Source organism: Streptomyces sp. NPDC001002 (genome assembly GCF_053599215.1).
Window position 1 is genome coordinate 39,685 of sequence record NZ_JBSFLV010000057.1, and the last position, 19,050, is coordinate 58,734.

14 protein-coding genes and 1 riboswitch are annotated in these 19,050 nt (G+C 72.7%); of the genes, 9 read left to right on the forward strand and 5 right to left on the reverse strand.

The features are described 5' to 3' along the window. The first annotated feature begins 100 nt into the window (after nt 1–100). The 3 genes from ACWDR3_RS25210 (at nt 101) to ACWDR3_RS25220 (ending at nt 2,831) form a co-directional block, all read left to right on the forward strand. Nucleotides 101–778, forward strand: a complete 678-nt coding sequence (locus ACWDR3_RS25210; protein ID WP_450354813.1) for a uracil-DNA glycosylase — start codon at nt 101–103, stop codon at nt 776–778. Beyond that, nucleotides 775–1,788 (forward strand): N-acetylglucosamine kinase, encoded by a 1,014-nt coding sequence (locus ACWDR3_RS25215; protein WP_450354814.1) that lies wholly within the window; start codon nt 775–777, stop codon nt 1,786–1,788. Before ACWDR3_RS25210 ends, ACWDR3_RS25215 begins: the two co-directional genes overlap by 4 nt. A 119-nt stretch (nt 1,789–1,907) precedes the next feature. After that, entirely contained in the window at nt 1,908–2,831 is a 924-nt protein-coding gene (locus tag ACWDR3_RS25220; RefSeq protein WP_450354815.1) for a sirohydrochlorin chelatase, read from the forward strand. Between the two features lie 94 nt (nt 2,832–2,925). Here ACWDR3_RS25220 and ACWDR3_RS25225 read toward each other — a convergent pair whose 3' ends face one another. Continuing rightward, nucleotides 2,926–3,960: a lactonase family protein gene (locus ACWDR3_RS25225; protein WP_450354816.1), complete on the reverse strand. Its 1,035-nt coding sequence runs from the start codon at nt 3,958–3,960 to the stop codon at nt 2,926–2,928. A gap of 175 nt (nt 3,961–4,135) precedes the next feature. After that, nucleotides 4,136–5,632: an FUSC family protein gene (locus tag ACWDR3_RS25230; protein WP_450354817.1), complete on the reverse strand. Its 1,497-nt coding sequence runs from the start codon at nt 5,630–5,632 to the stop codon at nt 4,136–4,138. A gap of 178 nt (nt 5,633–5,810) precedes the next feature. On the opposite strand from ACWDR3_RS25230, the gene ACWDR3_RS25235 reads away from it, so the two are divergent. After that, nucleotides 5,811–6,287, forward strand: a complete 477-nt coding sequence (locus ACWDR3_RS25235) for an Lrp/AsnC family transcriptional regulator (RefSeq protein ID WP_450354818.1) — start codon at nt 5,811–5,813, stop codon at nt 6,285–6,287. A 221-nt stretch (nt 6,288–6,508) separates the two neighbouring features. On the opposite strand, the gene ACWDR3_RS25240 is transcribed toward ACWDR3_RS25235, so the two are convergent. Both ACWDR3_RS25240 and ACWDR3_RS25245 read right to left on the reverse strand, forming a co-directional pair. After that, nucleotides 6,509–7,897 carry an FAD-binding oxidoreductase gene (locus tag ACWDR3_RS25240; RefSeq protein WP_450354819.1) on the reverse strand — a complete coding sequence of 463 codons (1,389 nt, stop codon included), beginning with the start codon at nt 7,895–7,897 and terminating at the stop codon, nt 6,509–6,511. 140 nt (nt 7,898–8,037) lie between these two features. Next, nucleotides 8,038–10,641, reverse strand: coding sequence for an ATP-binding protein (locus tag ACWDR3_RS25245; RefSeq protein WP_450354820.1), 2,604 nt, complete (start codon nt 10,639–10,641; stop codon nt 8,038–8,040). A gap of 189 nt (nt 10,642–10,830) precedes the next feature. Here ACWDR3_RS25245 and ACWDR3_RS25250 point away from each other — a divergent pair, with 189 nt between their 5' ends. Next, nucleotides 10,831–13,644 carry a beta-L-arabinofuranosidase domain-containing protein gene (locus ACWDR3_RS25250; protein WP_450354821.1) on the forward strand — a complete coding sequence of 938 codons (2,814 nt, stop codon included), beginning with the start codon at nt 10,831–10,833 and terminating at the stop codon, nt 13,642–13,644. 70 nt (nt 13,645–13,714) lie between these two features. On the opposite strand, the gene ACWDR3_RS25255 is transcribed toward ACWDR3_RS25250, so the two are convergent. Continuing rightward, nucleotides 13,715–14,524 (reverse strand): LysR family substrate-binding domain-containing protein, encoded by an 810-nt coding sequence (locus ACWDR3_RS25255; RefSeq protein WP_450354823.1) that lies wholly within the window; start codon nt 14,522–14,524, stop codon nt 13,715–13,717. A gap of 58 nt (nt 14,525–14,582) precedes the next feature. Between ACWDR3_RS25255 and ACWDR3_RS25260 the strand changes: the two genes are divergently transcribed. The 4 genes from ACWDR3_RS25260 to ACWDR3_RS25275 all read left to right on the forward strand — a co-directional run bounded on the left by ACWDR3_RS25260 (nt 14,583) and on the right by ACWDR3_RS25275 (nt 18,914). Beyond that, nucleotides 14,583–14,972, forward strand: a complete 390-nt coding sequence (locus ACWDR3_RS25260; protein ID WP_450354824.1) for a DUF5997 family protein — start codon at nt 14,583–14,585, stop codon at nt 14,970–14,972. A 220-nt stretch (nt 14,973–15,192) separates the two neighbouring features. Further along, a riboswitch (cyclic di-AMP (ydaO/yuaA leader) is annotated at nt 15,193–15,367 on the forward strand. 8 nt (nt 15,368–15,375) lie between these two features. Next, nucleotides 15,376–16,989 (forward strand): C40 family peptidase, encoded by a 1,614-nt coding sequence (locus ACWDR3_RS25265; protein WP_450354825.1) that lies wholly within the window; start codon nt 15,376–15,378, stop codon nt 16,987–16,989. A gap of 137 nt (nt 16,990–17,126) precedes the next feature. After that, the gene (locus ACWDR3_RS25270; RefSeq protein ID WP_450354826.1) at nt 17,127–17,696 is read left to right on the forward strand and encodes a TetR/AcrR family transcriptional regulator; all 570 of its coding nucleotides are present in this window, start codon (nt 17,127–17,129) and stop codon (nt 17,694–17,696) included. A gap of 33 nt (nt 17,697–17,729) precedes the next feature. Further along, nucleotides 17,730–18,914, forward strand: coding sequence for a GDSL-type esterase/lipase family protein (locus tag ACWDR3_RS25275; RefSeq protein ID WP_450354827.1), 1,185 nt, complete (start codon nt 17,730–17,732; stop codon nt 18,912–18,914). Nucleotides 18,915–19,050 lie beyond the last annotated feature (136 nt).

Below are 19,050 nucleotides of genomic sequence, written 5' to 3' on the forward strand. Positions count from 1 at the left end.
ACCAGGTGGGGGTGAATCAGGCGAGGGGAACTGCCTTCCAGGCACCGGGCGTTGGCCATCGGTTGATCTCCACTGTCGTTACGGCAGTAGGGTGACGCCCGTGGCATCACGACCGTTGCATGAAATCGTCGAAGCGGGCTGGGCGCAGGCCCTGGAACCCGTCGCCGGGAAGATCGCCGAGATGGGGGACTTCCTGCGCGGGGAGATCGCCGCAGGGCGCACCTATCTCCCGGCCGGACCGAACGTCCTGCGAGCCTTCCAGCAGCCCTTCGACGACGTACGCGTCCTGATCGTCGGACAGGATCCTTACCCGACACCGGGGCACGCGGTGGGGCTGTCGTTCTCGGTGGCGCCCGAGGTGCGTCCGCTGCCCGGCAGTCTCCTCAACATCTACCGGGAGCTGAACACCGACCTGGGCCTGCCCCAGCCCGCCAACGGCGATCTGACGCCGTGGAGCAGCCAGGGCGTACTGCTGCTCAACAGGGCGCTCACCACGGCCCCGCGCAAGCCGGGCGCACACCGCGACAAGGGCTGGGAGGCGGTCACCGAGCAGGCGATACGGGCCTTGGCTGCGCGCGGCAAGCCGCTGGTGTCCATCCTGTGGGGGCGTGACGCACGCAATCTGCGCCCCCTGCTCGGGAATCTGCCGTCGGTGGAGTCCGCGCATCCCTCCCCCATGTCGGCCGACCGCGGCTTCTTCGGGTCCCGTCCCTTCAGCCGGGCCAACGACCTGCTGATCGGGCAGGGCGGACAGCCGGTGGACTGGCGCCTGCCGTGACCGGCGGGGCGAGCGGCGGACCGGGCCCCGATGCGGGCCGGACCGGCGTCCTCGCCGTCGACTCCGGAGGCTCGGGCCTGCGGGTCGTGGTCGCGACCGGCAACGGGACGGTCCTTGCCGGGCGCGAGTCGCCGGAGCCGGTGCGCACCGGGGCACGGGGTATCGACTCCGAGCATCTGATGGAGCAACTGGCGCCCATGGTGCGGGTGTTGCTCACCGAGAGCGGAGTGACCGAGCTGCGCGCGGCTGCCGTCGGTGCCGCCGGGCTCGCCACCCTGGGTGACGCGTTGCGCGCCGAGCTTCCGGCCGCCCTGCGGCGGGAGTTCGGGATCCGGACGGTCGCGCTCGCCGCCGACGCGGTCACCGCGTACACCGGAGCGCTCGGCGCGCACCCCGGTGCCGTGGTCGCCGCCGGCACCGGACTGATCGCCGTCGGCACCGACCTGAACCGCTGGAGTCGCGCGGACGGCTGGGGCCATCTGCTGGGCGACTGCGGCAGCGGCGCCTGGATCGGGCGGGCCGGTCTTGAGGCGGCCCTGCGCGCCCATGACGGACGGCCCGGCGGATCGGCGGCACTGCTGACCCGGGCCGAGAAGCTGTTCGGCCCCGCTGGAGGGCTGCCCGGCCGGATCTACCCCCGCTCGGACCGGCCCGCCGTCCTCGCCTCCTTCGCGCCCGAGGTCGGGGCCTGCGCCGAGCAGCACGACCCCGTGGCCCTGGGCATCCTGCGTGCGGCGGCCCGGCACATGGTCGAGTCCGCGGCCGCGGTGTGCCCGACCGGGGGCGAGTCCCGGATCGCCTTCACCGGGGGCCTGTTCAGGATGGGCGAGCCGCTTCTCGTACCGCTGGCGGAGGAGTTGGCGAGCGTGCTGCCCGCCGCGCGGCGGGCGACGGCCGCGGGCGACCCCCTGGCGGGGGCGGTGCGGATCGCGGCCGATCTGGCGGCGGGCTCGCTCACCCTGCCGGGTGACGCGGTGATGTTGTCCGTGGTCACCACCCCGGGCGAGTGATCGACAGCGGCCGATCACTTCCGATTCGTACGTAACTCATCAGACAAAACCGGACGGATACCGCTCACCTGCACCCTCCCCGAACAGGGGAGCCCAGGAAGCCAGTAACATGCGACGCCATGAGCTCCCCCACTGGGCCCGCGTCCGGCCTGCCAGTACGAATGCCGCGACCTCGCCAGGCCGGGCGGCACCGCCGTCCCGAGCCGCTGGCGGCTCCCGAGGGCGCGCCCGCGCTCGTTCTCGCCGTGCCGGGCACGCCCAGCGCCGGCACGCGCAGCCTCGCCGAGGAGGTCGTGAGCATCGCGCGCTCCGAGCTGCCCGGCCTGGACGCCCGCATCGGTTACCTGGACGGTGACGACGCGGAGTTCCCCACCCTGCAGGCCGTGCTCGTGCACGCCGCCGAAGAGCGCTCCGCCCGCTTCGAGCAGGCCAAGGCCGCCGGACTTGACGTCAAGGAGCCCGACGGCCCCGTCGGCGTCGTCGTACCGCTGCTGGCCGGACCGGACAGCGCGCTGCTGCGTCAGGTCCGCCAGGCCGTGATGGACAGCCGCGTCGCGGCCGACCTCACCGATGTGCTGGGCCCGCACCCGCTGCTCGCCGAAGCGCTGCACGTGCGGCTCTCGGAGGCCGGTCTGGCCCGCGCCGACCGTGCCCGGCTGTTCACCGTGGCGACCGCGGCGGACGGCATCGTCCTGGCCTCCGTGGGCGGTGACGAGGCCGTGCAGGCGGCCGGGATCACCGGCATGCTGCTCGCCGCGCGCCTGGCCGTGCCGGTGATGGCGGCGGCCCTGGACCAGGAGGGCTCGATCGCGGCCATCGCCGAGCAGTTGCGTTCCTCGGGTTCGCAGCAGCTGGCGCTCGCGCCGTACCTGATAGGGCCGGAGATCGACCCGGGTCTGATCGAGGCCGCGGCCAAGGAGGCGGGCTGCTCCGCCGCCGAGGCGCTCGGCCCGTACCCGGCGATCGGCAAGCTCGCCCTGGCCAAGTACACGTCGGCCCTGGGCATCGTCCCGCCGCAGCCGCAGGGCGCGCCGGTCCGCTGACGCGCGGGCACGGCCGCAGGAACGCCGAAGGGCCCGCTCCCGAATCCGGGACGGGCCCTCGGCATGCCGGGTGCCGTAGGTCTGCCGGCCGGCGTCAGTCGAAGATCACGCAGGACGCGGCCGGTACCCGGAGCGAGCCCTCGTAGCGCGGCAGGCCGGTGGCCGGGTCGACGGCGTACCAGGCCACATCGCCGGAGCGCTCGTTGGCGACGTACAGGTATCCCTGCGACTCGGCGAGCGCGCGGGGCCAGTGGCCGCCGCAGGGGACCGTGCCGATCAGCCGGACTTCCGTGCCCTCGACGGCGAAGGTGGACAGGACGTCCTCGCCGCGGGTGGCGGTCCAGACGAAGCGGCCGTCGGGTGCGGCGACGATGCCGGAGGGGTAGGCGTCGCCGGCCGGGGCGCCGGGCAGGACCTGGACCTCGGTGAGCGGCTTCAGGGAGCCGTCCTCGGCGTCCCAGCGGCACACGGTGACGGTCGGGGTGAGTTCGTTGAGCACGTACGCGTAGCCGCCGCCCGGGTGGAAGGCCAGGTGACGAGGTCCGGAGCCGGGGCGCAGGGCGATCTCGCGGTGGAGTTCGAGGGCGCCGTCGCGCAGGGCGCACACGCGGATCGAGTCCGTGCCGAGGTCGACGCTGACCGCCCAGCGCCCGCTCGGATCGGGCTGCACCTGGTGGGCGTGCGGCCCCTGCTGGCGTCGCGTGTGCGGACCGGAGCCGGTGTGGCGCAGGACGCCGGAGGGGACCGGTGCGAGAGTGCCGTCGGCGCGTACGGGGACGGCGGTGACGCTGCCCGAGCCGTAGTTGGCGGTCAGGACGTGGCCGGCGAAGACGCTGAGGTGGGTGGGTTCCTGCCCGCCGACCGGCACCGCCGGTCCGACCTGCTCGGGCCGCGGGCCTCTGACCCGGTACGCGGCGACCGCGCCCTGCGCCGTCTCGCTCACCGCGTAGAGGGTGCCCCCGCCGGGCGCCAGCGCCAGATACGACGGGTCGGGCACGCCGTCCACGCTGTTCAGGGCGATCAGCGCACCGCCGCTCGCGGCCACGGCCGCCGTCACGATCCCGGGGCCGCCGGCCGCCGTGAACGATCCGATGAAGGCCCTGCGCCGCCGCCCGCCACCGTCTGCCACCGCTGTCCCCTCTCGGTCCTGTGCCGTCGGGGCGACGTTAGCAGTCGATCATGAGCGGTCTAGACCATGTTCGGCCGATCTCACTGGCCGGTCCTCGTCTCTCGCCGGCCGGTCCTCGTCGGACGGGTCGGGGCGAGGGAGCTCATGCGGGGTCCGGGTGCCGGCCGGATGCGGCTCAGGCGCCGACCAGCGGTGAGCCGGACGGCGTCCGCAGTGGGGTGGCCAGTTCCGCCAGGGCCCGCTCCAGGCCGTGCAGGTGGGCCAGGGCCGGTTCCATGGCGCTCGCCGGGGAGAGGTGCGCGGTGATCTTCCCAGTGCTCCCCTCGGTGAGCGCCTCGACCGCGGTCTCCACCCGCCGGCACGCGGCGGCGAGGCGCTCGTCGTGCGAGGCCTCCGGATCGGCGGCGACGGCGACCAGGCCGCGGATCTCGCGGGCGCAGTCGTCGAGGAGGGCCAGCACCCGGCGGGCCCGGCGCTTGCGGCCGAGCATCGGGTTGAGCGGGTGCACCAGGGGCGCGACGGACAGGCGTACGCGAGCGACCAGTTGCTCCAGTTCGGCCACCCGCGGGGCCGGGTCGGCGGTCGGGGAGCCGGCCAGGCGGGCCGCGGCCTCGGCGGTACAGGCGTGGACGCAGCGCAGCGCGCGCTGGATCCAGGCGTGGGTCGTGGTGTGCGTGGTGACCGGGAGGACGAACAGCACGGCGAGGACGGCGCCCAGCGCCCCGACGCCGGTCTCCGCGAACCGGAGGGCGAGCAGGCCGGGGTTCAGGACACCGAGCAGGCCGTAGAGCAGCTCGGCCAACAACGTCACCCAGAGCATCATCCAGGTGTACGAGACGGCGGCCGTGTAGAAGATGCCGAAGACGCAGACGGCGAGGAGGGCGGCCGTGGGGACGGGCGCTCCGCCGACGGGGACCGCGACGAGCAGGCCGAGGCCGATGCCGATCACCGTGCCGAGGACCCGGCGGAAGCCACGGACCAGGGTCTCGCCGCGCGAGGCGGTGTTGACGAAGATCCACCAGGTGGCACCGACGGCCCAGTACCAGCGCTGCCCGGACACCAACTGCCCGATGACCAGGGCGAAGCCGGCGCCCGTGGCCGCCTGCACCGCCTGACGGGTCGTGACGCGCGCGAGGCCGGTGCCGGACGGCTGCGCCGGTACCGGGGCCGGGGGCAGCCTGCGCTCGTAGCACCACAGGCCGAAGCGCACCGCCGCCGCCGTGAGCACCGACAGCACGACAGCCGCGTACAGCTGGGGCAGTTGGTCGGTGGTGGCGTGCAGGAACTGCGCCACGAAGAAGGTCATGAACGCGAAGACGCCGAGGCTGTGGCCGCGCGGGCCCCAACGGCGTGCGTAGACGCCCGCGCCGACGACGGCGAGGAAGGTGAGGTCGCGGGCGACGGGGTGGTCGTGCAGTTCGGCCGCGACGGCGAGCACCGGCAGGCCGACGGCGGGCAGCAGCGCGGTGGTGAGGGCCTGGCCGCGGACCGTGGCGTCCGTGACGGTGAACAGGGCGAGCAGCGCGGCGAGACCTCCGGTCACGGCGCCGACGAGCGAGTGCCCGGCGAGGCCGCAGACGACGACCGCGAGCCCGATGCCGAGGACGGCCCGGGCGGCGAACCGCAGCCGTGCGCGCCCCGGGTCCGGCGCCACGAACACCCTCTTCAGCACTACCACCCCGCCCCTGGACGCCGGCTGGACACCGGCATGGAAAAGGCGCCGCGGAGGTCCGCAGCGCCATCGACGTGACCATGAGAGCATCAATGAGGCGTGTGGCTCAAGTGACCATCGATCTGCTGAGCCATTGGCACACCACGAGGAGATTGAGCCATTGGTACAGTCTCACCTCATGAGCGTGGACGAACTCGACACCCGCATCCTGACGCTGCTCCTGGAGCAGCCGCGCACCAGCGTGCGCGAGTACGCCCGCATCCTCGGCGTCGCCCGTGGCACGCTCCAGGCCCGGCTGGACCGTCTCGAACGGGATGGGGTGATCACCGGTACGGGCCCCTTCCTGTCCCCCGCCGCGCTGGGTCACCCGGTGCTCGCGTTCGTGCACATCGAGGTCACGCAGGGGCATCTGGACGATGTGGGGGACGCACTGGCCGCGGTGCCCGAGATCGTCGAGGCCTTCTCGATCACGGGTGGCGGGGATCTGCTGACCCGGGTCGTGGCCCGGGACAACGCGCATCTGGAGGACGTGATCCAGAAGTTGATCAGCATGCCGGGCGTCGTCCGCACCCGTACCGAGGTGGCCCTGCGCGAGCGGGTGCCGCAGCGGCTGCTGCCGCTGGTCGAGTCGATCGGGCGCGCGGCCGGAAAGTGATCCCGCCCTCACCGGGGACGATCCCTCCCTGACCGGGGACGCCGTCCCGTACGCCGCCGTGCGGGCCGACGTACGGGAGGTCGCCGCCGCGGGCTGCTCCTGCGGGGAGGCCGGTCGCAGTTCGCCGCGCGCGGCCGACTCGGGTGGCCGGCGCGGCTGCCGCGGCTTCCCGGCCGTCCGGCGGCGCCGGAGGGGAGGCGTCGCCGGTCGGTCGAGGTCCGTCAGCTCGGGCGGATGTTCTGGTTGAGGCGGAAGACGTTCTCCGGGTCGTAGTCGGCCTTGATGCGGGCCAGTCGGTCGTAGTTGCCGCGGTAGCTGGCGCGGACCCGCTCCTGGCCCTCGTCCATCATCATGTTCACGTAGGCGCCGCCCGCGGAGTACGGGTGCAGGGCGTCGAAGTAGTCGACAGTCCAGCGCTTGATCAGGTCGGCGTTGGCCGGGTCGGGGTCGACGCCGGCGTAGACGGAGGCCCAACGGGCGCCTCGGTAGGCCCAGGGCGTGTCGTCGGGGCCGACGTCGTGGGCCGCGCCGTCGATCGGGTAGAGGTGCATGGTCGACTGGACGGTCGGCACCTCGGCGCCGAACTTGGCGTGCAGGTCGACTGCTTCGTCGGGGATCTCGTTGACGAAGTCGGCGCGCCAGTACCACTGGTGGCCGGGCGGGTAGAGCCCGTCGAACATGGACTGCAGGTCGGGGTGCGGCATCGGGCCGACGGCGTGCAGCAGGGGTGCCGGGAGCGCGTCGAGCAGCGGGGCCATCTCGCGGGCCGCCGCCTCCATGTCGTCGCCGGTGTAGCACCACACGACGCCTGCCGTCTTGCGGAGTTGGATCTCCTCGGGGAACGGCGGGGCCGGCGGGACGGTGCCGTGCAGGAAGAAGCCGTTGAGCTCGCGGGGCGCGTTCGGGAGGAAGTCCCGGTAGGCGGTGAGGACTTCGGCGCTGATCTCGACCGGCCAGAAGGTCGGCCCGGCGATGACGGTGCTGATCTCGTGCAGCCGGAAGACGAAGGACGTGACGACGCCGAAGTTGCCCCCGCCGCCGCGGATCGCCCAGAACAGGTCGGTGTTCTCGTCGGCGCTCGCGCGGACCTGGCGGCCGTCGGCGAGGACGACGTCGGCGGCGAGGAGGTTGTCGATGGTCAGCCCGCACCTGCGGGTGAGGTGGCCGAGCCCGCCGCCGGTGGCGATGCCGCCGACTCCCGTGGTGGAGACGATGCCGCTGGGGGTGGCGAGGCCGTGCGCGTTGGTCGCGCGGTCCACCTCGCCCCACACGCAGCCGCCGCCGACCCGGACCGTGCGGGCCTCGGGGTCGACGTGGATCTCCTTCAACGGTGACAGGTCGGCCACCACTCCCCCGTCGACGGTGCCCAGTCCGGCGCCGTGGTGACCGCCGCCGCGCACCGCGAGCGGCAGGGACTGGGCGCGGGCGAAGCCGATCACGCGGGCGACGGCATCCGCGTCGGCACAGCGGGCGATCAGGGCGGGCCTGCGGTCGATCATCGCGTTGTAGACAGCGCGGGCCTGCTCGTAGCCGGAGTCCTCGGGCCCGACCAACTCCCCCGTGAACCCGGTCAGTTCCCTGCGTGCCGCTTGAGCGGGTGTACTGGACATGCGATATCCCCCGTTTGTTCGGTGTCGGGCCGATCTGCACGTTCTACTCGGGTTGCGCGCCCCCGGGCATCCGTGCGGGTCACCTAGCTCGGGCCCTTCGGCTACCTACGTTTCGCCCGCGGCCCCGACGCTCGGGATACCTACGTCTCGCGCTCGGACAGGAGCCCGAGCTGCGCGGCGCGCACGGCCGCGTGGCGCCGGGTCGGCGCGTCCAGCTTCTCCAGGACGGCTCGTACGTGGTTGTCGACCGTGCGGACCGACACGACCAGGCGGGCGGCGATCTCGGAGTTGGTCAGGCCCTCGGCGAGCAGCCGCATGACCTGGAGCTGGCGGTCGGTGAGTCCTGCGGGGTTGCCTCGGGTCGCGGCGAGGGGGCCGCGCGGGATGCGGCGGACGCCGAGGCGGCGGAGCTCGGTGCGGACGAGGCGGGCCAGCGGTTCGGCGCCGAGGGCGTCGAGTTCGGCCAGGGCGGTGAGCTTGTCGGCGGGGTGCGGGCTCTCGGCGACGGCGGCCGCGTGCTCGTAGGGACAGCCGGCCGCCTGCCAGATCGACGCGGCCTCCCGCCAACGCCCGCGGGCCTGAAGGGCGTACGGATGCTGCGAGTCGTCGTCGACCGCGACGGGATGCCCGGATTTGCCGAGCCAGTAAGCGAGTTCGGCGCCGTAGGGGATGCCGGTGAGGTGGCGGGCCTCGGCGTGGACCGGGGTGGCGGCCTCGACCACGGCGTCGTGGTCGCCGCGCAGCCAGGCCGCTTCCGCCAGGGCGGCGGCCACCGGTCCGGTGCGCTGGAGTTCGCGGGTGCGTACGGCGATCTCCTGGGCCTCGGCGAGGAGTTCGTCCGCGCCGGGGCGTCCGCAGCGGGTGCGGACGCGGGCCAGGACGGTCAGCGCGGGACAGCGGGCGGGGAGGAAGTTCAGCATCCCGAACTCGGCGTGCCGTTCGGCCTCCTCCCAGTCGGCGGCCGCGAGCCGGCGGATGGCGAGTTCGACGTGCAGGTAGGTGAGGAAGCCGAAGTGCTCGGCGCGGTCGGCGAGTTCCATGGCCGGGGGCAGCAGGCGGTCGGCCTCCGCGTACTGGAGGTTGTCCAGCAGCGTCCAGATGAGGTTGGCGTAGGAGCGGCAGGCGTGCTCGACCTCGCCGGCGGCGAGCGCGACGTCGAGGCTCTCCTCCACCTGCTTGCGCCCACCCGGGTCGCCGCCCCGCCAGCGGGCCATGCCCACGTTGTTGAGGGCGTGCGAGAGGATCGCCGTGTCCTCGGTCCGCTTGGCCAGGGCGATGGCGCGTTCGGCGTGGGCGACCGCCTCGGGGTAGCGGTCGGACAGCATGCGCAGTTGGGCGATGTTGCTGACGGCGAGGGCCAACAGCCGCTCGTCGCCCGCCTGTTCAAGGACGGCGACGGCTTCGCGGGCGGCTTCCTGTGCCTCGTCGGCGTCGCCGGCCCACCAGTGGATCCGTGACAGCCAGCGCAGGTCGGCGCCGAGCGCGAGGGTGTCGCCGAGCGAGCGGCGCAGGGCGACCGCCTCGCGCTGGGCGGCGACGGCGGCGGCCGAATCGGCGATGGTGTAGCTCTCCACGGCGAAGCGTTCGAGCAGGTCGGCGAGTTCGGCGGGGCCGTAGCGCTGCCGTCGGCGCAGGACGAGCCGGAGTTGGGCGGCGGCCTCGCGGTGGGCGCCGGCTCCGGCGGCGTCCCGGGCCGCGTCGGGGCCGTAGCGGGCGATGGCGTCCTGGTCGCCGGCCTGGGCGGCGTGATGGACGATGCGGGCCGCGTCCGATCCTGGCCGGGCGACCAGGGCCGCGAGGGCGTTGCGGTTGAGGTCGATGCGCCGGGCGGCGGGCAGCGAGTCGGCGACGGCTCGCCGGATCAACTCGTGCCGGAAGGCGACCCGTTCCGGCTCCACCGTCAGCAGTCCGCGCTGTTCGGCCGCCACCAGCGCGGCCACACCGTCGGTCAACAGCGCGTCCACCAGCGGGCGTTCGACCGCCGAGGGCACGACGGCGAGCTGTTCCAGCGCGTCCACGGTGGCGGGTTCGAGTCCGCGCAACCGCGCGAGCACGGCGTCGACGACCGTCGGGGGCACTCCCCCGGTGCCGCCCGCCGCCACGACCTCGGCAACGAAGAAGGGGTTGCCCGAGGTCACTTCGTACACCTGCGCAGGATCGAGCCGACCCGCCGCGCTGAGCGTGCGCACCGCGCTCAGCGAGAGCCGGGCCAGTGGCAGGCGGTGCACGCGGGGTGCGCGGGACACCTGGCCCAGGAGGTGACGCAGCGGGTGGCCGCGGCTCAACTCGTCGTCCCGGTAGGTCAGGACGAGCAGGGCGGGCAGCCGTTCCATGCGCCGCACGAGGAAGCGCAGGGCGTCCAGGGATGCCTCGTCGGCCCAGTGCACGTCCTCGACGACGAGTACGGCGGGGTGGGGGGTGCCCGCCAGTTCGGCGTGCAGCGCCTCGTAGACGCGGTGGCGATCGCCGCCGTCGGTGACGGCACGGGCGAGTTCGGCACCGACGCTGCCGACGAGATCGCGGAACGGGCCGAGCGGCCTGCTGGTGGCCAGGTCGTCGCACTGGCCGACAAAGACGCGGGCATGGGGAGGCAGCAGGTCCGGCATGGCCTTCACCAGGCTGGACTTGCCGATCCCCGCCTCACCGAAGACGAGCGCCACCGAACCGGCACCGCCCGCCGCCTGCCGTGCGGCCGCGGCCAGACGCGCCAGCTCGGGCTCGCGTTCGAGGATCCCCCGGTCCACGTCGCCGATTCTGTCACCACCGGGTCGCTCCGCGAGGTGTCCTGCCCGACCGGAACTGAACCCTCCCGACCCGTTGACCCCCACCTGCCTCCTCTCTATCGTCTGGTCGGCAATTCGCACACTGTTCGCAATACCGAACATCCGATTTCGCAGGACTCCCGAAGTCGCCGGACCCGTTGAGGAGCACCCATGGCACCGCCCCTCTCCAGACGATCCCTTCTGCAGGCCGCCGCCCTCGGCGCGGCCACCCCCGCGATCGCGTACGCGGCGACCGACCACGCAACTGCCGCCACCGGCTCGGCAGCCGCCGTTCCGGCCGCCTGGACCGTGCGCCCGTTCGCGCTCGACGACGTGACGCTCGGGGCAGGTGTCTTCGCCGACAAGCGGCGACTGATGCTCGACCACGCCCGCGGCTACGACGTGAACCGGCTGCTGCAGGTCTTCCGCGCCAACGCCGGGCTGCCGACCGGCGACGCGGTCGCCCCCGGCGGCTGGGAGGGCCTCGACGGCGAGGCGAACGGCAACCTGCGCGGTCACTACACCGGCCACTTCCTGACCATGCTCGCCCAGGCCTACGCCGGCACCGGGGAGCCGGTGTTCGCGGACCGGATCGCCGCGATGGTCGGCGCCCTGACCGACGTACGAGCCGCCCTGCGCAGGGATCCGACCGTGCTGAGCGTCGCCGGCCGGTTCGGGTCCGCCGCCCTGAACGAGCGCGGGTCCTATCAGTACGTCGATCTGCCGCCGGCCGTGCTCGGCGGCGCCGCCGCCATCACCCTCGCCGCGTGGGTGAAGCCCGCGCACGACGACAACTGGGCGCGCGTCCTCGACTTCGGCAACGACACCACCCGCTATCTCTACCTCGCCGCGCGCAACGCGAACGGCGTCCCGCGCTTCGCCGTCACGACGAGCGGGGCCGGCGGCGAGCAGGGGTTGAACGGCACCGCCGCGCTGCCGTCGAACGAGTGGAGCCACCTCGCGGTGACCATCGCCGACGGCACCGGGACGCTCTACGTCAACGGCACAGCCGTGGCACGCAACACGGCGATGGCCCTCACGCCGGCCGCTCTCGGCACCCTCGCGCACAACTGGCTCGGCCGGTCCAACTACCCCGCCGATCCTGTCTTCGCGGGCGCCTTCGGCGGGTTCGACGTCTGGTCGCGCGCCCTGACCGCCGCCGAGATCGCCGAGTTGCAGGACAGCAGGACCGCCGACGCCTCGGCCGGCCGCGGGGACCTGGCCTCGTACGCCTTCGAGGAGACCACCGGCGGCGGCTTCGCGGACGCCTCGGGGCGCGGCCTGACCGCCACCCTGCGCCGCACCTGGGGCGGCCCCAGCCACCCCGGATTCCTGGCCGCGTACCCGGAGACGCAGTTCATCCTGCTGGAGTCGATGACCGGGAGCGACTACACGAAGGTGTGGGCGCCCTACTACACCGCGCACAAGATCCTCCGCGGTCTGCTGGACGCGTACACCGCCACGGGCGACGGACGGGCCCTGGACCTCGCGTCGGGCATGGGCGACTGGATGTACGCGCGCCTGTCCGTGTTGCCCGCCGCCACCCTGCAACGGATGTGGGGCATCTTCTCCAGCGGCGAGTTCGGGGGCATCGTCGAGGCCATCTGCGATCTGCACACGTTCACCGGGAACGCCCAACACCTCGCGCTGGCCCGCCTGTTCGACCTCGACAGGCTGATCGACGCCTGCGCCGCGAACACCGACACGCTCGACGGACTCCACGCCAACCAGCACATCCCGATCTTCACCGGCCTGGTCCGCCTGTACGACGCGACGGGCGAGGAGCGCTACCTGAGCGCGGCGAAGAACTTCTGGGGCATGGTCGTACCGCATCGCATGTACGGCATCGGCGGTACCAGCACCGGGGAGTTCTGGAAGGCGCGGGACGTGATCGCGGGCACGATCGGTGCGACCACGGCGGAGACGTGCTGCGCGTACAACCTGCTGAAGCTCAGCCGAATGCTGTTCTTCCACGAGCAGGATCCGAAGTACCTGGACTACTACGAACGGGCCCTCTACAACCAGGTGTTGGGCTCCAAGCAGGACACGGCCGACGCCGAGAAGCCGCTCGTCACCTACTTCATCGGGCTGACGCCGGGGCATGTGCGCGACTACACGCCCAAGCAGGGCACGACCTGCTGCGAGGGCACCGGCATGGAGAGCGCCACCAAGTACCAGGACTCGGTGTACTTCGCCGCGTCCGACGGCGGCGCCCTGTACGTCAACCTGTTCAGTCCGTCCCGACTGACCCGGGCGGACAAGGGAGTTACAGTCACCCAGACGACCGACTATCCCCGCGAGCAGGGCACCACGCTCACCGTCGGGGGTGGCTCCGCGAGCTTCGAGCTGCGGATACGGGTGCCGAGCTGGGCGACGGCCGGCTTTCGGGTCACCGTCAATGGGCGTGTGGCGCCGGGGAGTCCGACGCCGGGGAGCTACTTCGGGGTGTCCCGGAAGTGGCGGGCCGGGGACACCGTGCGGGTCGCCGTGCCGTTCCGGCTCCGGGTCGAGAAGGCGCTGGACGATCCGACCCTCCAGACCCTCTTCTACGGGCCGGTGAACCTGGTTGCCCGCAACTCGGCCACGGACTACCTGGAGTTGGGCCTCTACCGAAACGCCGGTCTCTCGGGTGACCTGCTGCCGTCCCTCGCCCCCGTGACCGGCAAGCCCCTCCACTACACGTTGGACGGCGTCGAGTTCGCCCCCTTCTTCGAGGGGACGGAGGATCCGACCCACGCATACTTCAGGCGGTCGGAACCGAGGGTTGTGTTCGGGAACACCGACTCCGGGGTCGCCAATCCGGCGAAGGCCGACGGCACGACGCTGTTGGACGAGATCTGGGCCGGTGCGCCGTTCGGGGGCAAGAGAGCGATTGTCGCGCGGGTGCGGTCGACGGTGGAGGCGTGGGTGGCGGGCGGGCTGCTGAGCGGGGGTGACGGGGCGAAGGTCGTCGGCACGGCGGAGAGGGCTGTGTTCGCGCCCTGAGCGCAGAAGGCTGCATTCGCGCCCTGAGCGAAGGGGGCTGGGCGCGCCCTAGGTGGAGACGATCAGGAGCCTAGGACCGACCGCGGGGCTTGCCCCGCTTGCCGCCACCCTTGGCTCCGCCTCCCTTGGCTCCGCCACTCCTGCTGCCGCCACCCGCGGCACCCCGGCCGCCCCGACCCGTCGGCTTCGAGGGCGTCGCCGGCTTGCGGCGGGCCGTGGTCGGCTCGGCTCGCTTCGTCTTCGGCTCGGGGTCGGCGGTCTTGCGGCCCCGAGAGCTGTTGGCTGTGCGGCCGCGGACGATGCCGATGAAGTCCTCGACCAGGTCGGTGGTGGCGTCCTCGGGCCAGGCGAGGGCCACGCTCGACTCAGGGGCGTCCACGACCGTGCGATAGGTGAGGTCCTTGCGGTGGTGGAGCCGGGCCAAGGATTGGGGCACGATCAGCAGCCCCACGCCCGCCGCCACCAGCTCGACCGCGTCGGCGGTGGTCACGGGGCGCTCGAAGCCGGGCTCCCCGGGCGGCTGGTCCCACTCGAAGACGTCGTCCAGGGGGTGGAAGAGGACCTCGTCGGCGAGATCGCCCACGGTCACCTCCTCCACGGCCGTGATCACGTGGTCCTTGGGGATCACGACGACCGTCGTCTCGGTGTAGAGGGGGATCGCGCTGAGGAACGTACGGTCGACCGGCAGCCGTACGAACGCCGCGTCCGCCTCACCCGCCCTCAGCAGTTCGGGCGCCTCGGCGGCCTCGACCTGGTGGAGCGTGAGGGGGACGTCGGGCAGGCGCTCGTTCCAGACCCGCACCCACTTGGCGGGGGTCACGCCCGGGACGTATGCCAACCGGAACGTGGGGGATGTCTCGGGGTCCGCGGAGCCTGTCACCCCGCCAGATTACCGTCCGTGGTCGGCGGCCTCTCACACGATCGATACCCTGGACAGCATGAAGTCGCAGCAGAGCACCCAGACCATGAAGCCCGCCACGGCGGCGAAGAAGCTGGGTGTGTACCTCGAAGCCACCCCCGCCGAGTTCCGCGAGGGCGATGTCTCGCGCGCCACGCTCGACGAGCTCCAGGCGAATCCGCCCGAGTGGCTGCGCGAGCTGCGGGCCAACGGTCCGCACCCGCGTCCGGTGGTCGCGGCGAAGCTGGGGATCTCCATCTCGGGTCTCGCCCGCGGCGGTATCACCGAGGCGCTCACCACCGAGCAGATCGAGGCCATCAAGCAGGACGGGCCCGAGTGGCTGGAGAAGGAGCGCGCCACCCAGGCCGAGGTCCGCAAGGAAGCGGCACGCCTCAAGCAGCGGGACGCGGAGCGCGAAGCCGGTTCCTGAGTCGAGGGTCTTCCGACTCAGGCTCGCTGACCGCGTTCCGGCGACGGTGAGTCGTCGGCCGGGGTCTGTGTGTACACGGAAACCAGATCTGACGGCCCATTAAGACGAAGGTCACAAAAGCGTATCGGACATATCGCGCTTCAACCTTCACACAGGGCACACAAGTTGGTTAAGTTGATTCTCAGGTCGCATGACTCCCTCCGGCGGACCCCGTCGGGTCGCGCGACCTCCGCTGAGTCCGGTGCGCCGCTGTGGCAGCCGGAGCCGGGGACCCAACCGACACATGGGGTGAATCGGCCCAACTGCCCCTCGGGGCAACGGCCGTAGGGCATGCCTTCCGGAATCGATCGCCCGAACCCGACAGCTAACTCGGTAGGCGGAGTACGGAAGGAGTACGGCTCCCATGGCGCCGGAACGAATGCCGCGCGCGGGAGGCTTCGGCCAGCCCGGCATGCGCAACTCCGCTTTGGCGACGGCGGCCCTCACCTCGGTGGCCGTGTTCTCGCAGGCCGCCGACGCCGCGCCCCAGGCCGCCGATGAAGCGCCGAGCCGCGAAGAGGTCCAGCAGCGGGTCAGCACCCTGTACGACCGGGCCGAGAGCGACACCGGAAACTTCAACGCGACCCGCGCGATGACCGCGGGCACCCGTGGCCGGGGCCCCTCGACCGGCAGCATCCCGCGCCAGACCTCGGACCCCGACCTCGACAATGTCGCCCGGCGCTGGTTCGACGCGGCACGCAACTCGGTGGGCCCGACCATTCCGGCGGTGCTGCCGGCCGACCGGATGCCCGCCCGCCCGGCCGTACCCCGGCCCGCGCGCCCGGCCGACGACCTCATCGAGCGCAAGCGTGACGTGCCCGAGCTGCCCGCGGGCCCCACCGGCCGCCCGATCGCGGAACTGCCGGCCGGCCCGGTCGCGGAGCTGACCGCGGGCCCCGCCCCGGCGCTGACGGGCCGCGCCGTGGCCGCCCTGCCCGCCGCGTCCACGCCCCGCCCCGAACTCCAGCCCGCGGTCCTGCGAGGACTGCCCCCGGCGGCCCCGGCCACACCCACCCGCCAGGTCGCGCTGCGGACGGCCAAGGAGCGCAACCAGCGCAAGCTCGCCGCGGCCCGTGAGCTGTTCGCCCGGTACACCGGCCGGCGGAGTGCCCCTGCCCTGGCGATCGAGGCCGCGCCCGCTCCGGCCGCCGCCCCGTGGTCCGACTCGGCGCAGCAGGCCCAGCGCAGGGCCGAGGAGGAGTGGCGACTGCGGCAGCCGAGCGTCCTGGACACCGGGGTACCGGCCGCCCAGACCTGGCAGCCCACCGCCTACGACACCGGCGCGATACCCGCCCAGACGTGGCAGTCCAACACCTACGACACCGGGACGATACCCGCGCAGTCCTGGCAGTCCGGCGCCCCGGACACCGGCGCGGCACCGGCCCAGAGCTGGCAGCCCAGCGTCTACGACACGGGGGCAGTGCCCTCGCAGTCCTGGCAGCCCAGCGTCCTCGACACCGGCGCGATACCCGCCCAGAACTGGCAGCCCAGCGTGCTGGACACCGGGGTACCGGCTGCCCAGGCCTGGCAGCCCACCGCCTACGACACCGGCGCCGTGCCCGCGCAGAACTGGCAGCCGAGCGTCCTCGACACCGGTATCCCCGCCGCCCCCGCCGTCGGCAGCAAGGCCGAGCGGGCGATCGCCTTCGCCCGGGCACAGATCGGCAGGCCGTGCGTCTGGGGCGCGATCGGTCCGGGCTCGTACGACGACTCGGGTCTCACCCAGACCGCCTGGAAGTCCGCGGGGGTCGCGCTGCCGCGCGCCGCGCAGGAGCAGGCGAGCGCCGGTACGGTCGTGCCCCTCGCCGAGAGCCGGCCCGGGGACCTGATCTTCTACAACGACAACTTCAGCCACGTCGGCATCTACACCGGCGACGGCATGATGGTCCACGCCCCGGGCCCCGGCACCTGCGTGCGCGAGGAATCCGTCTACTACGCCGGGGAGGCCGCGGTCCGCATCGCCGTGCGTCCCGTCTGACCTCCACCGGCACGCACAGGTCGACCGACACCTCCACTCAGCCACTCCCCCGTCCGGCTATATCGTGCAGGCATTTGCCTAAATGGTTTAGGTAAACGCATACTCGACAGCGCCGAACCCCGACGGGAGGAGTGGCTGTGGTGCGTGCGGGACTGTCCGCGGAGCGGCTGGCGCGGGCGGGTGCCGAGCTGGCCGACGAGGTCGGCTTCGAGCACGTGACCGTCTCGGCGCTCGCGCGGCGCTTCGACGTCAAGGTGGCGAGCCTGTACTCGCATGTGAAGAGCTCGCAGGACCTCAAGACCAGGATCGCGCTGCTCGCCCTGGAGGAGATGGCCGACCGGGCCGCCACGGCGCTCGCGGGGCGGGCCGGCAAGGACGCCCTGGTCGCGCTGGCGAACGTCTACCGCGACTACGCCCGCGCGCACCCCGGCCGCTACGACGCGGCCCGGCTGCGGCTGGCCCCCGAGGAGGCCGCCGCGAGCGCCGGTGTCCGGCACGCGCAGATGACGCGCGCGATCCTGCGCGGCTACGACCTGACGGAACCGGACGAGACACATGCGGTCCGCCTGCTCGGCAGCGTGTTTCACGGGTACGTGAGTCTGGAGCTGGCGGGCGGGTTCAGTCACAGCGCCCCCGACTCGCAGGAGAGCTGGACCCGCACTCTGGACGCCCTCGACTCACTGTTGCGGAACTGGCCGGCGCCCTGACCAACCACCCACCTCTAGCCTCAGGTTGAGACCATGGACACCCCCCAGCGCGACTGGACCACCACGTACATCTCCGCGGAACTGCTGCGCGGCGCCCTCGACGTCGAGCACACCGAGCACGGCGTGCTGCCGCACCGGCTGCCCGCCCGGGCCCGCGCCCAGTGCGACGACCCGCAGTTGGCCATGGTCGAGGCCCAACCCTCCGGCGTACGGCTGGTGTTCCGCACCCGCGCGACCGCCGTCGAGTTGGACACGCTGCCCACCAAGCGCGTCTACGTCGGCGCCCCGCCCCGCCCGGACGGCGTGTACGACCTGCTCGTCGACGGCCGGCCGGCCGGTCAGGGCACTGTGCCCGGTGGCAACGCCCTGACCATCGACATGGCGAAGGGGACCGCCGAGGTCCGGCAGGGGGCGATCGGCACGCTCCGTTTCGACGGTCTGTCCGGTGACTCGAAGGTGGTCGAGATCTGGCTCCCGCACGACGAGGCCACGGAACTCGTGGCGCTGCGCACCGACGCGCCCGTCGAGCCCGCGCCGGACCCGGGGCGTCCGGTGTGGCTGCACCACGGGAGTTCGATCAGTCACGGCTCCTTCGCAGCCAGTCCCACCACGACCTGGCCGGCGCTCGCCGCCTCCCTAGGTGGCGTGGAGCTGATCAATCTGGGGCTCGGCGGCAGCGCCCTGCTGGATCCGTTCACCGCGAGGGCCCTGCGCGACACCCCGGCCGACCTCATCAGCGTCAAGATCGGCATCAACCTGGTGAACACCGACGTGATGCGGCTGCGGGCCTTCACGCCCGCCGTGCACGGCTTCCTCGACACCGTGCGCGAGGGCCATCCGACCACTCCGCTGCTGGTCGTCTCCCCCGTCCTGTGCCCCATCCACGAGGACACTCCCGGTCCCAGCGCGGCGGACTTCGGCGCGCTGGCCGACGGGCAGTTGCGGTTCAAGGCGATGGGGGATCCGGCCGAAGTGGCCGAGGGGAAGCTGACGTTGAACGTCATCCGCGACGAGCTGGCGCGGATCGTGGAGCGGCGCCGGCCCGAGGACCCGAACCTGCACTACCTCGACGGACGTGAGCTGTACGGCGAGGACGACTTCGCCGAACTGCCGCTGCCCGACGACCTCCACCCGGACGCCGCCACGCACCGCCTCATGGGCAAGCGCTTCGCGGGACTGGCCTTCGCGACGGAGGGCGTCTTCGGCACCGGGTCCTGAGCCGCGCCGCCGGTGAGGATGTGAGAATCGTGCGGGCCGCCACTCCCCCCTAACCGCGGGCCGCACGACGACGAAAATATAGGGGAAAGAACAGAAGTGCCGAGTGTAGGGAAAAAGGGGTAGTGTGTGGGTGGAG

Coding starts and splice junctions, on each gene's coding strand:
- ACWDR3_RS25220 (WP_450354815.1), top strand. CDS start 1,908: ATGAGCTCCCCCACTGGGCCCGCGTCCGGCCTGCCAGTACGAATGCCG.
- ACWDR3_RS25235 (WP_450354818.1), top strand. CDS start 5,811: ATGAGCGTGGACGAACTCGACACCCGCATCCTGACGCTGCTCCTGGAG.
- ACWDR3_RS25240 (WP_450354819.1), bottom strand. CDS start 7,897: ATGTCCAGTACACCCGCTCAAGCGGCACGCAGGGAACTGACCGGGTTC.
- ACWDR3_RS25250 (WP_450354821.1), top strand. CDS start 10,831: ATGGCACCGCCCCTCTCCAGACGATCCCTTCTGCAGGCCGCCGCCCTC.
- ACWDR3_RS25260 (WP_450354824.1), top strand. CDS start 14,583: ATGAAGTCGCAGCAGAGCACCCAGACCATGAAGCCCGCCACGGCGGCG.
- ACWDR3_RS25265 (WP_450354825.1), top strand. CDS start 15,376: ATGGCGCCGGAACGAATGCCGCGCGCGGGAGGCTTCGGCCAGCCCGGC.
- ACWDR3_RS25275 (WP_450354827.1), top strand. CDS start 17,730: ATGGACACCCCCCAGCGCGACTGGACCACCACGTACATCTCCGCGGAA.